Source organism: Streptomyces sp. NPDC021093, from assembly GCF_044333135.1.
Classification (GTDB): Bacteria; Actinomycetota; Actinomycetes; order Streptomycetales; family Streptomycetaceae; genus Streptomyces.
This window is the reverse complement of the sequence record NZ_JBIRQJ010000005.1, coordinates 409,321-422,854: the sequence shown is the minus strand read 5'-3', so window position 1 is coordinate 422,854 and position 13,534 is coordinate 409,321. Positions and strand designations below refer to the sequence as shown.

Genomic DNA, 13,534 nt, shown 5'->3' with positions numbered 1-13,534 from the left:
CCCCGATCCTAGGCCGCGCCACTGACAATCCCCTCCGCACGGCATGCGCACCCCGACCCGGCGGAACTCGCTGTCAGTGCTCCGTGACAGGATCGAAGACGTACCGAAGCAAGCTCACGGGTTCGAACGCTCGAAGGGGAGTGCCATGGCAGCGAAGCCGCCCGCAGGGGACCCGGTCCAGGACGCGCCGCAGGTCGCGGCCCCCCAGCACGCCGCCGCCGGCCTGCCCGCCATCGCGCACACCCTGCGCATCGCCCAGCAGCAGATGGGCACGGTCCGCACCGCCCGCACCCTCCTCAAGGTCAACCAGAAGGACGGCTTCGACTGCCCCGGCTGCGCCTGGCCCGAGGAGGACAAGCGGCACACCGCCGAATTCTGCGAGAACGGCGCGAAGGCCGTCGCCGAGGAAGCCACCGTGCGCCGGGTCACCCCGGCCTTCTTCGCCGCCCACCCGGTCTCCGACCTCACGGAGCGCAGCGGGTACTGGCTCGGCCAGCAGGGCCGCCTCACCGAACCGATGCTCCTCGACGAGGGCTCGGACACCTACCTGCCGGTGACCTGGGAGCACGCCTTCGACCTCATCGGCAAGGAGCTGAAGGCGCTCGACTCCCCCGACGAAGCCGTCTTCTACACCTCCGGCCGCACCAGCAACGAAGCGGCGTTCCTGCTCCAGCTCTTCGCCCGCGAATTCGGTACGAACAACCTGCCCGACTGCTCCAACATGTGCCACGAGTCCTCCGGCTCCGCCCTCACGGAGACCATCGGCATCGGCAAGGGCAGCGTGAGCCTGGAGGACCTCCACCAGGCCGACCTGATCATCGTCGCCGGGCAGAACCCGGGCACCAACCACCCGCGCATGCTGACCGCCCTGGAGAAGGCCAAGCACGCGGGCGCGAAGATCATCTCGGTGAACCCCCTGCCCGAGGCGGGCCTCGAACGCTTCAAGAACCCGCAGACCCCGCAGGGCATGCTCAAGGGCACCGCCCTCACCGACCTCTTCCTGCAGATCCGCCTCGGCGGCGACCAGGCCCTCTTCCGCCTCCTCAACAAGCTGATACTGGAGACCGAAGGAGCCGTCGACGAACTGTTCGTACGCGAACACACCCACGGATTCGAGGAGTTCGCCGCCGCCGCGAAGGCCGCCGACTGGGACGGCACCCTGACCGCCACCGGCCTTGAGCGCGCCGACATCGAGCGGGCACTGCGCATGGTCCTCGCCTCGAAGAGGGTCGTCGTGTGCTGGGCCATGGGCCTGACCCAGCACAAGCACTCCGTGCCGACCATCCGCGAAGTCGTCAACTTCCTCCTGCTGCGCGGCAACATCGGCCGCACCGGCGCCGGAGTCTGCCCCGTCCGCGGCCACTCCAACGTCCAGGGCGACCGCACCATGGGCATCTTCGAGCGCCCCGCGCCCGCCTTCCTCGACGCCCTCGACAAGGAATTCTCCATCACCTCGCCCCGCCGCCACGGGTACGACGTGGTCCGCGCCATCCAGGCGCTGCGCGACGGCGACGCCAAGGTGTTCTTCGCGATGGGCGGCAACTTCGTCGCCGCCACCCCCGACACCCACGTCACCGAGGCCGCCATGCGCGAGGCCCGGCTCACCGTCCACGTGTCGACCAAACTCAACCGCTCGCACGTCGTCACCGGCACCCGCGCCCTGATCCTGCCCACCCTCGGCCGCACCGACAAGGACGTGCAGAAGAGCGGCAAGCAGTTCGTGACCGTCGAGGACTCCATGAGCATGGTGCACGCCTCGCGCGGCAACCTCCCGCCCGCGAGCCCGCACCTGCTGTCCGAGCCCGCCATCGTCGCCCGCATGGCACAGGCCGCCCTCGGCAAGCGGTCGACCACTCCCTGGGCACAGTTCGAGCAGGACTACGCCCTCATCCGCGACCGGATCTCCCGCGTCGTCCCCGGCTTCGAGGACTTCAACGCCCGCGTCGCCGCCCCCGGCGGCTTCACCCTCCCGCACGGCCCGCGCGACGAGCGCCGCTTCCCCACCGCCACCGGGAAGGCCAACTTCACCGCGGCCCCCGTCGAGCACCCCGAACTCCCGGCCGGGCGGCTGCTGTTGCAGACCCTGCGCTCCCACGACCAGTACAACACCACCATCTACGGCCTCGACGACCGCTACCGCGGCATCAAGGACGGCCGCCGCGTCGTCCTCGTCAACCCGAAGGACGCCCGCGAGCTCGGCCTCGCCGACGGCTCGTACACCGACCTGGTCAGCGAGTGGAAGGACGGCGTCGAGCGCCGCGCCCCCGGCTTCCGCGTCGTCCACTACCCGACCGCCCGCGGCTGCGCCGCCGCCTACTACCCCGAGACCAACGTCCTGGTACCGCTGGACGCGACGGCGGACACCAGCAACACCCCCGCCAGCAAGTCCGTCGTCGTCCGTCTGGAACAATCACCAACCGTCGACGCGTCCGCTTAGACAACGGACCACACGGTCACGTACACCGAACGGAGCCTGGCCCATGGGTGAGCAGTCCACCGCGAAGTTCCCGCAGGACGTCCTCGACGAGTACGCCGCGCTCGGCGTCGACCTGCCCGCGCTCTTCTCCGCCGGGCACCTCGGCACCCGTATGGGCGTCCAGATCGTCGAGGCGTCCTCGGACCGCGTCGTCGGCACCATGCCCGTCGAGGGCAACACCCAGCCGTACGGACTCCTGCACGGCGGCGCCTCCGCCGTCCTCGCCGAGACCCTCGGCTCGATCGGCGCGATGCTGCACGGCGGCAGCAAGAAGCTCGCCGTCGGCGTCGACCTCAACTGCACCCACCACCGGGGCGCCCGCAGCGGACTGGTGACAGGTGTGGCCACCCCCGTCCACCGCGGACGCTCCACCGCCACCTACGAGATCGTCATCACCGACGAGCAGGACAACCGGGTCTGCAGCGCCCGCCTCACCTGCATGCTCCGCGACTCCGCACCCCAGACGCTCACCGGCTGACCGGCAGCGTCACGCTGCTGAACCCCGCCCGGACCGACATCGTCGTCCCGGCCGGGTACCGCAGCGTGTAGTCGAAGTCCGTCGAGATCAGCACCACACCCAGCCGGTGCCCCTTCTTGAAGACGTACTCCTGCGGCTGCATGTCCCACTTCAGCGCGTACTCGCGTCCCTCCACGACCCTGTCCTGACGGGAGAGGGAATTCCGGTTCCGGACGTCCAGCCACCCCCGCGACACGATTCTGAAGTCGGCGCTCTCCGTACGGTGCTTGCTGCGGTAGGCGCATCCGGTGTCCCCCGGGATGCCCTGCCCGTAGCAGACCGCGGGCCGCGAGGTGTCCGACGCCGTGCCCGCCGTCGCCCTGGTGTCCTTCCCGTAGTCCACCAGCAGCGCCGTCACATACGGCGAGGTCCCCTTCAGTGACGCCAGGACCGACATCCTCGGCACCCCGTTGACCCGCAGGTCCTTCCGCAGAGCACCCGTCGTGTACGCCAGCCGGTTCGGGTTCGCGGCCTCCGGCTCCGCCACGAGCCGCTCGGCCGCCACCGTGCGCCCCGCGTCCGTCAACGACTGCCTGACCGGCGCTCCGGGCCACGGCGACAGGCCGTCGGAATTCAGCCGCAGCGTCTCGTCCCGCGTCCCGCGCGCCGGCCACTCCGGCTGCCGCTTCCAGCTGAAGTCCGCCTGCTCGACATCCACCTTCGGCTCGTCGAGCGCACCGTTCTCCAGCCCGTACAGCCAGAAGTCGAACCACTGGTGGGTCTGGCGCAGCCACTCCTCCATCCGCAGCGGCATCGGATTGACGTGACCCGCCTGGTGCAGCCACATCTTGCGCGGCACACCGTTGCGCTTCAGGGCGTCCCAGAGCTGGACGGAGTTCTTGGTCTTCACGTTCCAGTCGTTGAAGCCGTGCACGACGAAGACACCGGCCTTGATCCTCCCGACGTCCCGCAGATAGTCCCGCTCCTTCCAGAACGGCCCGAAGTCCCCGGTCGTACGGTCCTGTTGAGCGGTCAGCGCGTCATGGACCGGTGCGCACACCTCCGGGTTGGCCCGGCTGGTGACGCCCTTCGCGAGGATGTCGGTGTCCTCGCCCTGGTAGCCGCCCGGCGCGACGACACCGCCGCCGGCCCGGTAGTAGTCGTACCAGGAGGAGATCCCGGAGATCGGCACGATCGCCTTCAGTCCCTTGACGCCGGTCGAGGCGACGGCGGTGGGCAGCGTCCCGTTGTAGGAGATGCCCATCATCGCGGAGTTGCCCGTCGACCAGGTGGCCCCGACCGGCTTCCCGTCCGGGTCCCAGCCGCGGGCCCGCCCCGCCAGCCAGTCCACGGCGGCCTTCGCGCCGAGCGTCTCGTTGCGCCCGCCGGAGGTGGAACAGCCGGTCGCCGCCCCCGTACCGACACTGTCGACCTCGGCGACCGCATAGCCGCGCGGCAGGTAGTAGTTGTCGTAGTACCCGCCGTACGTCACCGGGCCCGCGGCGGCGAGGGACGGCCGGCGCGCGTCACCGGTCAGCCGCTGCCCGCCGAGCGGCAGCCCGTCCTCGTCCAGGTCGACGTTGTGGAACGGGACGTCCGGACCGCCGCCCCAGTACGGGCTGGCCTCGATGATGGTGGCGACCTTCAGCCCGGCGTCGGTCTCCTTGGGACGCAGGATCCGCATCCGGATCGTGTCGCGCTTCCCGTCGCGGTCGCTGTCCGCCTCGGTCTCGACGTCGACCTGCTGGTGGACGGCGTCGGCGCGCGAGAAGACGGGCTCCGTACGGTTGTCGACGATCTTCAGGGCGGGCTGCGGAGCCCGGTCCGCCTGCGCGGCGGCGGGCGTGGGCAGAGCGGTGAGGAGGGAGGCGGCGAGCGCCGCCATGCCCCACTTGCGTACGGAAGTCGCCTTGCGTACGGCACTCGCCCTGCGGACAGCACTCGTCCGGGTACGTATTCCGTTCGGTCTCGCCATCGAGCTGCCTCCAGGGGCGCGGGTGGGTGACGATCACGCGCGAAGCGCGCCCACATTCCACCTCTCCGGCCCCGGGCACACCAGAGGGCGGCACCTGCCACGCAGTACCGCACGCCCTCAACAGGCCAACGATCAGGGAGAGTTGAGATGGCTCGTAACGACGATTCCGAAACCCGGCACGTCCTGATATCCAGGAGGCCCGGGGAACCCGGACACCCGGACACCGAATACCGGACACACGGACACCCGGACACCCGGATGCCCGTGGAAGGGAGTCAGGGAAGTGAAGTCGTCCTCGCGCCACCGGTTCGCGCTCGTCGCCGCCCTCTCCGCAGCAGCCCTCCTGGCCGGCTGCGGCACTCCGGACCGGGCACAGCCGCCACCCGCCGCGCAGACCCCTTCCTTCCCCCCGCTGAGCACCACCCCGCCCGCGGAGATCTGCGCGAAGCTCACCTCCTACTGGGTCCGCGAGAGACTCGCCGGACGCGGCACCGGCGACTACATGAAGGAGGGCATGTCCAACGCACAGAACAACATCGTCATCTCCGTCATGGAGGCCGCACGCAAGGAACGCAAGCGCGCGGGCGACGCGGCGGCCGAGAAGCTCATCACCGAACGCACGAAGCACGACTGCTCCGAGCGCTACCGCAACGCAACCCCGAGCGGGACCCCCTGGCACTGACCCGGCCCCGCCGGACAGTGACCGTTTTCCGGGATACCGCGTTCGGATGCCGCAAGAATGTTACGCACCGTAGCAACGACAAGGAGCGGAATCAGACCCTCCAGCACGCCTCGGCACCCCCTGCAGAGCCCTTCCTGCACAAGTTGTCCGCATAGCGGACTGTCAGCACCATGAACCCCCCAAGCCCCTTAATTCAGCTGGGAGTTCTCGGTATTGCAGAATCCGAACGCCACCGGAAAAGGCCGAAAAGCGCGGTCTGTTCCACCCACTCCTGGCCACGGCATAACAAGAGCGTCACATCCTGCGCACGCCGCTCCCCGCCGCCTTCACCTACGCCTAGAGTCACGGCCAGTCACCGCGCCGCCGGGCGCGTCGCAGCACCACCGCACTCCACAACGCCCAAGTACGGCCCGGCGAACGACACGGCACCTCACGCCGAGGAAGCCGCGCCAGGGAAAGGACCCCTTCGTGCGACACCGTTCTTTGCTCATACTCACCACAGTGCTCACCACCGGAGCGCTCACCCTCACCGCCTGCGGTTCCCGCGACGACAAGGGCACCACCGGCGGAGGCGGCGGAGGCGGCGGCGCCAAGACCAAGGTCGTCATCGGTGTCGACGCCCCCTTCAGCGGCGACCTCTCCGCACTGGGCCTCGGCATCCGCAACTCCGCCGACCTCGCCATCAAGACCGCGAACAAGAACAACACCGTCCCCGGCGTCGAGTTCGTCGCCCAGCCCCTCGACGACCAGGGGCAGCCCAACGTCGGCCAGCAGAACGCCGCCAAGTTCATCAGCGACAAAAAGGTCGTCGGCGTCGTCGGCCCGCTGAACTCCAGCATCTCCCAGGTGATGCAGAAGCCCTTCACCGACGCCAAGCTCACCCAGGTCTCCCCGGCCAACACCGGAACGGAACTGACCCAGGGCGACGGCTGGAAGACCGGCAACAAGAAGCGCCCCTTCAACGCCTTCTTCCGCACCGCCACCACCGACCAGGTACAGGGCGCCTTCGCCGCGAAGTACCTCAAGGAAACCAAGAAGATCGACAAGGTCTACTTGATGGACGACCAGAAGACCTACGGCGCAGGTCTCGCCGCGTCCTTCAAGGACCAGTTCACCAAGCTCGGCGGCAAGATCGTCGGCGAGGACCACGTCGTCCCCGAAGAGCGCGACTTCAACTCCATCGTGACCAAGGTCAAGAAGTCCGGCGCCAAGGCCCTGTACTACGGCGGCGAGTACCCGGCAGCCGGCCCCCTCAGCCAGCAGCTCAAGGACAGCGGCACCAAGATCCCGCTCATGGGCGGAGACGGCATCTACAGCGCCGACTTCCTGAAGCTCAACAAGAAGGCCGAGGGCGACTTCGCCACCTCCGTCGGCAAGCCCGTCGAGCAGCTCGAATCCGCCAAGAAGTTCATCGCCGACTACAAGGCCGGCGGCTACAAGGAGGACTACGAGGCCTACGGCGGCGGCACCTACGACGCCACCTGGTCCATCATCGAGGCCGTCAAGATCGCCGTCGCGAACAACAGCGGCAAGGTCCCCGACGACCTGCGCCCCAAGGTCCTGGAGTCCATGGCCAAGGTCAAGTTCGACGGCGTCACAGGACCCGTCTCCTTCGACGAATTCGGCGACACCACCAACACCATGATGACCGCCTACGAGGTCGAAAAGGGCAAGTGGGCGCCCAAGTTCAGCGAGGCGTACAAGCCGTAACCACGGCACTCGCACCACGCGACACCCCCAGACCGCGCGGGCGCGCCACCAGCGCTCCCGCGCGGTGCCATATTCCGAACCACTGACGGAGGCCCTGCGGTGCACGAACTGCCGCAACAGCTGGCCAATGGACTCATCCTCGGCGCGATGTACGGTCTCATCGCGATCGGCTACACGATGGTCTACGGCATTGTCCAGCTCATCAACTTCGCCCACGGCGAGATATTCATGGTCGGCGGCTTCGGCGCCCTGACCGTCTACCTCATACTCCCCGCCGGGTTCTCCCTCGGCGCCGCCATCCCGCTCATGATCATCGGCGGCATGGCCGTATCCGTCGCCGTGGCGACCGCCGCAGAACGCTTCGCCTACCGCCCCCTGCGAAACGCACCACGGCTGGCCCCCCTGATCACCGCGATCGGGCTCTCCATCGTCCTGCAACAACTCGTCTGGCAGTGGTACCCCGACGCCAAGAAGGACCACGTCTTCCCCCAGCTCAAGGGCGAAGCCGTCAGCCTCTTCGGCGCCAACATCCAGCCCGGCGGCCTGTTCCTGCTCATCGCAGCCCCACTGTCCATGCTCATCCTCGGGTTCTTCGTCAACAAGACCCGCACCGGCCGCGGCATGCAGGCCACCGCCCAGGACCCCGACACCGCCAAACTCATGGGCATCAACACCGACCGCATCATCGTCACCGCCTTCGCGATCGGCGCCGCCTTCGCCGCCGTCGCAGCAGTCGGCTACGGCCTCCACAACGGCCAGGTCAGCTTCCGCATGGGCTTCCTGCTCGGCCTCAAGGCCTTCACCGCCGCAGTCCTCGGCGGCATCGGCAACATCTACGGAGCCATGCTCGGAGGCCTCGTCCTCGGCGTCGCCGAAGCCCTCGCCACCGGATACATCGCCGAAATCCCCGGCATGGAACTATTCGGCGGAGGCAGCTGGAAAGACGTCTGGGCCTTCAGCCTCCTCATCATCGTCCTCCTCGTCAGGCCCCAGGGCCTGCTCGGCGAGCGCGTCGCGGATCGGGCGTGAGCACCATGACCACCAACCTCACCAAGACCACCGGCGCCCCGCTCATCCCGCTCCCCACCAACACCGCCCGCATCCTCGCCCTGGCCGGATCCGCCGTCGCCCTCGCCGGCACCTTCCTCGCCTGGACCTGGAGCCAGGAATTCCCGGGCAACCTCACCGTCACCGGCTACCCCGGCGGACTCCAGACCCTCACCCTCGTCGGCGCACTCCTCACCCTCCTCTTCACCCTCTCCGGGCACGGAATCAAAGGCCTGCGCTGGCTCACCCCCGGCGGCAACCACAGCCCCGTGCGACTCGCCGCCCTCGGCACCCTCGCCACCACCGGCTTCACCATGGGCGCCATCTCCGTCGTCCTCGGCGGCCTCGTCAACCTCGAACCCGGAGCCTGGATCTCCGGCGTCGGCGCACTCGTCGCCACCGTCGGAGCCTTCGCACTCCCCGACGACGCACACGGCGAAGGACCCGCCACCAGCACCTGGGAACGCTTCCGATACAGCCTCAAAGCACCCGCCCCCGGCACCCCCAAACAACTCCCCGGCTGGACCGAAATCCTCGTCATCACCGGCGTCTTCGCCGCCGGCCTCTTCGTCTTCGCCTACGGCATCGACATCGACAGCGAAGAACCCCAGCTCTTCGTCGGGTTCCTCATCACCGCCGGATTCACCTTCGCCGCCCTCGGCAAAGCCGGCCTCCCCCGCCGCGCCAGCCAACTCGCGGGCAAGCACCGCAAGGTCGCCATGCTCGCCGCGCTCGTCGCCGCGATCTGCTTCCCCTTCACCCAGACCAACGACCAGTACGCCCTCATCGGCGCCCAAGTCCTCATCTTCGCCACCGTCGCCCTCGGCCTGAACGTCGTCGTCGGCCTCGCCGGACTCCTCGACCTCGGATACGTCGCCTTCCTCGGCGTCGGCGCCTACACCGCAGCCCTCGTCTCCGGCACCGCCAGCTCCGCCTTCGACATCCAGTTCCCCTTCTGGGCAGCCGCACTGGCCGGAGCCGCGGCCTCACTGCTGTTCGGCGTCATCATCGGCGCACCGACCCTGCGACTGCGCGGCGACTACCTCGCCATCGTCACCCTCGGCTTCGGCGAGATCTTCCGCATCACCGTCCTCAACCTCAACGGCGTCACAGGACCCGACATCACCAACGGCTCCAACGGCGTCACCAACGTCCCCGACCTCAACATCTTCGGATTCGACCTCGGCACCCAACACGACATCCTCGGCTTCAGCCTCACCAGGAGTTCCAACTACTTCCTGCTGATGCTGCTCTTCACCGTCATCGTCGTCCTCGTCTTCCGCCGCTCCGCCGAATCCCGCATCGGCCGCGCCTGGGTCGCCATCCGCGAGGACGAGACCGCCGCCACAGCCATGGGCATCAACGGCTTCCGCCTCAAGCTCATGGCCTTCGCACTCGGCGCCTCCCTCGCCGGCTTCGCCGGCTCCGTACAAGCACACCTCGGCTACAGCGTCACCCCCGAGCAGTACCAATTCGCCGGATCCGTCGCCCCCAACTCCGCGTTCCTGCTCGCCGCCGTCATCCTCGGCGGCATGGGCACCATCGCCGGACCCCTCATCGGCGCCGCACTCCTCTACCTCATCCCGGCCAAACTCGCCTTCATGCAGGACTACCAGCTCGTCCTCTTCGGACTCGCCCTCATCCTGCTGATGCGCTTCAAGCCCGAAGGCCTCGTCGCCGACCGCCGCAAGAAACTCGAATTCCACGAGACGGACCAACTCGCCACCCCGGACGACGCGTTGTCCGGCACGGCCACCGGCGCCACGAAGGCGGGGGCGTGAACACCATGGCAACTCCCACAGCCACCACCACAACCGTCCTCGACGCCAGCGGCGTCACCATGCGCTTCGGCGGCCTCACCGCCGTCCGCGACGTCAGCCTCCAAGTCAACACCGGCGAAATCGTCGGCCTCATCGGACCCAACGGCGCTGGCAAGACCACCTTCTTCAACTGCCTCACCGGGCTGTACGTCCCCACCGAAGGCAAGGTCAGCTACAAAGGCACCGTCCTCCCACCCAAACCCCACCTCGTCACCCAGGCCGGCATCGCCCGCACCTTCCAGAACATCCGGCTCTTCTCCAACATGACCGTCCTGGAGAACGTCCTCGTCGGACGCCACACCCGCACCAAGGAAGGCCTCTTCTCCGCCCTCCTGCGCGGCCCCGGCTTCAAGAAGGCCGAAAAGGCATCCCACGAACGCGCCATGGAACTGCTGGAGTTCATCGGCCTCGCACACAAGGCCGACCACCTCTCCCGCAACCTCCCCTACGGCGAACAGCGCAAGCTCGAAATCGCCCGCGCACTGGCGAGCGACCCGGGCCTGCTGCTCCTCGACGAACCCACCGCCGGCATGAACCCGCAGGAAACCCGCGCCGCCGAAGAACTCATCTTCGCCATCCGCGACCAAGGCATCGCCGTCCTCGTCATCGAGCACGACATGCGCTTCATCTTCAACCTCTGCGACCGCGTCGCCTGCCTCGTCCAGGGCGAAAAACTCGTCGAAGGCACCCCCGACACCGTCCAGAGCGACGAACGCGTCGTCGCCGCCTACCTCGGCACCCCCTTCGAAGGCGCCCCAGGCGCCGACGAAGCAGCCGAAGTCGCCGCAGCCGAAGCACAGGCAGACACGCGGAGCACCACCGAGAGCACCACCCGCACCGAAGGAGACGCCCAGTGACCGCCCTCCTGGAGGTCGAGGACCTCCGCGTCTCCTACGGCAAGATCGAAGCCGTCAAGGGCATCACCTTCTCCGTCGAAGCCGGCCAGGTCGTCACCCTCATCGGCACCAACGGCGCAGGCAAGACCACCACCCTGCGCACCATCTCCGGACTCCTCAAGCCCACCTCCGGAAAGATCCTCTTCGACGGGAAACCCCTCACCGGAATCCCCGCCCACAAGATCGTCGCCCTGGGCCTCGCCCACTCCCCCGAAGGCCGGCACATCTTCCCCCGGCTGACGATCACCGAGAACCTCCAGCTCGGCGCCTTCCTCCGCAACGACAAAGAAGGCATCGAAAAGGACATCAAGCGCGCCTACGACCTCTTCCCCATCCTCGGCGAACGCCGAAAGCAGGCCGCAGGCACCCTCTCCGGCGGCGAACAACAAATGCTCGCCATGGGCCGCGCCCTCATGTCCCAGCCCAAACTGCTCATGCTCGACGAACCCTCCATGGGCCTCTCCCCGATCATGATGCAGAAGATCATGGAGACCATCGTCGAACTCCGCTCCACCGGCACGACGATCCTCCTCGTCGAACAGAACGCCCAAGCGGCGCTCTCCCTCGCCGACCACGGCCACGTCATGGAGATCGGCAAGATCGTCCTCTCCGGAACCGGCCAGCACCTCCTCCACGACGAGTCCGTCCGCAAGGCGTACCTCGGCGAGGACTGACCGCTGCCGCATGCGCGCTTGCGCTTGCTGTACGGAGAAGGGGTCCGGCCGCGTTCCTCACGCGGTCGGACCCCTTCGTCATACGGGTACGTACGGCCTACTGCTCCTTGGCCGCAGCCTTCTTCTCCGCGGCGTCCTCGATGACCGCCTCCGCGACCTGCTGCATGGACAGCCGACGGTCCATCGACGTCTTCTGGATCCACCGGAACGCGGCCGGCTCCGTCAGCCCGTACTGCGTCTGCAGAATCGACTTCGCCCGGTCGACGAGCTTGCGCGTCTCCAGCCGGAGCGTGAGGTCCGCGACCTCGTTCTCCAGCGTCTTCAGCTCCGCGAAGCGGGACACGGCCATCTCGATCGCCGGTACGACGTCACTCTTGCTGAACGGCTTCACGAGGTACGCCATCGCACCGGCATCCCGCGCCCGCTCGACGAGGTCGCGCTGCGAGAACGCGGTCAGCATGAGTACGGGCGCGATGGACTCGGCGGCGATCTGCTCGGCGGCGGAGATGCCGTCCAGGATCGGCATCTTCACGTCGAGGATGACGAGGTCCGGCTTGTGCTCCCGGGCGAGCTCGACGGCCGTCTGACCGTCTCCGGCCTCGCCGACGACCGAGTAGCCCTCTTCCTCCAGCATCTCTTTGAGGTCGAGCCGGATGAGGGCTTCGTCCTCGGCGATGACGACGCGGGTCGTCAGCGGCGGGACGTGCGACTTGTCGTCGTCGGCGACGGGCTGGGGCGACTCGGGGGTGGTCACGGGGCTCCTCGATACGGGGCGATACGGCTTCCCATGAGCGTACCTAGCTGCGGTATGGTTAGGGCACGGAGGGTCCATCCCTTCCTTCGTTTCGAAGGAGCCCCGGTAGCCCAGCGGCAGAGGCCATGGATTCAAAACCCATACAGCGTCGGTTCGAATCCGACTCGGGGCACTCTCCCTTTAATTCCAAGGTCACGTGAGAATGGCGACACAACACACGAATGTGTGAGCGTGTCGCCATTTTCGTGTCCGCATGACCAAGTGCGCGCACGATCGGCCTCGTGTACGACGTCGAAACGCGCAAGCGAGCCCTCTCCCTGGTCGCCCAGGGGCGCAGCCTCAACTCCGTGAGCAAGGAAACCGGAATATCCCGGTACGCCATCCGAGCCTGGCAGACTCGGATCGAGCCGCTGCCCCGCATCACCGGAGCGCCGATCCGCGACACACCGGCGGACCCGGCCGCGTACTCGTACCTCCTCGGCCTCTATCTGGGCGACGGATGCCTCAGCGAGCACCCGCGAGGCAAGGGCCACTACCTCCGCATCGCATGCGCCGACGCCTGGCCCGGCCTCATCGAGGCGTGCCGGACGGCAATCACAGACGTCCATCCTGCGAGCAAGGTCTACATCGTCCAGCGACCGGGTTGCGTCAACGTGACGAGCTACAGCCGTAGTTGGCCCCATCTATTCCCGCAGCACGGACCAGGCAAGAAGCACAATCGACGCATCATCCTGGCGCCGTGGCAGCAGAGCATCGTGGACGAACAACCTTGGGAGTTCATCCGAGGCCTCTACCACTCCGATGGATGCCGAATCATCAACTGGACAACCAAGATGGTGCGCGGCGAGCGCAAGCGCTACGAATATCCGCGCTACTTCTTCAGCCAGAAGTCGGACGACATCCGCAAACTCTTCTCGGACACCCTCACCCAAGTCGGCGTGGAGTGGAGCACCCTCGCCCGCGGTAGCGACCCGTTCAACATCTCCGTGGCCCGACGCGCGTCCGTAGCCCTCATGGACGCCCACGTCGGGCCCAAGTACTAG

At 67.8% G+C, this 13,534-nt stretch carries 11 protein-coding genes and 1 tRNA gene; 10 read left to right on the top strand and 2 right to left on the bottom strand.

Translation table 11 applies throughout. The annotated features are described in order from the left end of the window. Positions 1-145: 145 nt before the first annotated feature. A complete protein-coding gene (locus tag ACH4SP_RS17950) occupies positions 146-2,437 on the top strand; it encodes an FdhF/YdeP family oxidoreductase (RefSeq protein WP_398415851.1) in 2,292 nt (763 codons plus the stop codon). Between the two features lie 43 nt (positions 2,438-2,480). Further along, positions 2,481-2,954, top strand: coding sequence for a PaaI family thioesterase (locus ACH4SP_RS17945; protein ID WP_398415849.1), 474 nt, complete (start codon positions 2,481-2,483; stop codon positions 2,952-2,954). Here the strand turns inward: ACH4SP_RS17945 and ACH4SP_RS17940 are convergent. Then, positions 2,944-4,908 carry a Xaa-Pro dipeptidyl-peptidase gene (locus ACH4SP_RS17940; protein WP_398415847.1) on the bottom strand — a complete coding sequence of 655 codons (1,965 nt, stop codon included), beginning with the start codon at positions 4,906-4,908 and terminating at the stop codon, positions 2,944-2,946. The genes ACH4SP_RS17945 and ACH4SP_RS17940 overlap by 11 nt on opposite strands. A gap of 283 nt (positions 4,909-5,191) precedes the next feature. Here ACH4SP_RS17940 and ACH4SP_RS17935 point away from each other — a divergent pair, with 283 nt between their 5' ends. The 6 genes from ACH4SP_RS17935 to ACH4SP_RS17910 all read left to right on the top strand — a co-directional run bounded on the left by ACH4SP_RS17935 (position 5,192) and on the right by ACH4SP_RS17910 (position 11,737). Further along, on the top strand, positions 5,192-5,590 hold the full coding sequence (locus ACH4SP_RS17935; RefSeq protein ID WP_398415845.1) for a hypothetical protein: 399 nt from the start codon (positions 5,192-5,194) through the stop codon (positions 5,588-5,590). Positions 5,591-6,073: 483 nt separating this feature from the next. After that, the gene (locus ACH4SP_RS17930; protein ID WP_398416312.1) at positions 6,074-7,300 is read left to right on the top strand and encodes a branched-chain amino acid ABC transporter substrate-binding protein; all 1,227 of its coding nucleotides are present in this window, start codon (positions 6,074-6,076) and stop codon (positions 7,298-7,300) included. Between the two features lie 99 nt (positions 7,301-7,399). Beyond that, positions 7,400-8,329, top strand: coding sequence for a branched-chain amino acid ABC transporter permease (locus tag ACH4SP_RS17925; RefSeq protein ID WP_398415842.1), 930 nt, complete (start codon positions 7,400-7,402; stop codon positions 8,327-8,329). Positions 8,330-8,334: 5 nt separating this feature from the next. Continuing rightward, positions 8,335-10,128: a branched-chain amino acid ABC transporter permease gene (locus tag ACH4SP_RS17920; RefSeq protein WP_398416310.1), complete on the top strand. Its 1,794-nt coding sequence runs from the start codon at positions 8,335-8,337 to the stop codon at positions 10,126-10,128. Between the two features lie 5 nt (positions 10,129-10,133). After that, positions 10,134-11,024 (top strand): ABC transporter ATP-binding protein, encoded by an 891-nt coding sequence (locus tag ACH4SP_RS17915; RefSeq protein WP_398415840.1) that lies wholly within the window; start codon positions 10,134-10,136, stop codon positions 11,022-11,024. Next, positions 11,021-11,737: an ABC transporter ATP-binding protein gene (locus tag ACH4SP_RS17910; protein ID WP_398415838.1), complete on the top strand. Its 717-nt coding sequence runs from the start codon at positions 11,021-11,023 to the stop codon at positions 11,735-11,737. Before ACH4SP_RS17915 ends, ACH4SP_RS17910 begins: the two co-directional genes overlap by 4 nt. Positions 11,738-11,834: 97 nt before the next feature. On the opposite strand, the gene ACH4SP_RS17905 is transcribed toward ACH4SP_RS17910, so the two are convergent. Then, the gene (locus tag ACH4SP_RS17905) at positions 11,835-12,491 is read right to left on the bottom strand and encodes an ANTAR domain-containing response regulator (RefSeq protein WP_398415835.1); all 657 of its coding nucleotides are present in this window, start codon (positions 12,489-12,491) and stop codon (positions 11,835-11,837) included. 99 nt (positions 12,492-12,590) lie between these two features. On the opposite strand from ACH4SP_RS17905, the gene ACH4SP_RS17900 reads away from it, so the two are divergent. Continuing rightward, positions 12,591-12,663 (top strand) — tRNA-Leu (locus tag ACH4SP_RS17900). A gap of 109 nt (positions 12,664-12,772) precedes the next feature. Continuing rightward, the gene (locus ACH4SP_RS17895) at positions 12,773-13,534 is read left to right on the top strand and encodes a transcriptional regulator (protein WP_398415833.1); all 762 of its coding nucleotides are present in this window, start codon (positions 12,773-12,775) and stop codon (positions 13,532-13,534) included.

What these genes read in the sequence shown, in the direction of transcription:
- ACH4SP_RS17950 (WP_398415851.1), top strand. Translation starts at nt 146, where the DNA reads ATGGCAGCGAAGCCGCCCGCAGGGGACCCGGTCCAGGACGCGCCGCAG.
- ACH4SP_RS17945 (WP_398415849.1), top strand. Translation starts at nt 2,481, where the DNA reads ATGGGTGAGCAGTCCACCGCGAAGTTCCCGCAGGACGTCCTCGACGAG.
- ACH4SP_RS17940 (WP_398415847.1), bottom strand. Translation starts at nt 4,908, where the DNA reads ATGGCGAGACCGAACGGAATACGTACCCGGACGAGTGCTGTCCGCAGG.
- ACH4SP_RS17920 (WP_398416310.1), top strand. Translation starts at nt 8,335, where the DNA reads ATGACCACCAACCTCACCAAGACCACCGGCGCCCCGCTCATCCCGCTC.
- ACH4SP_RS17915 (WP_398415840.1), top strand. Translation starts at nt 10,134, where the DNA reads ATGGCAACTCCCACAGCCACCACCACAACCGTCCTCGACGCCAGCGGC.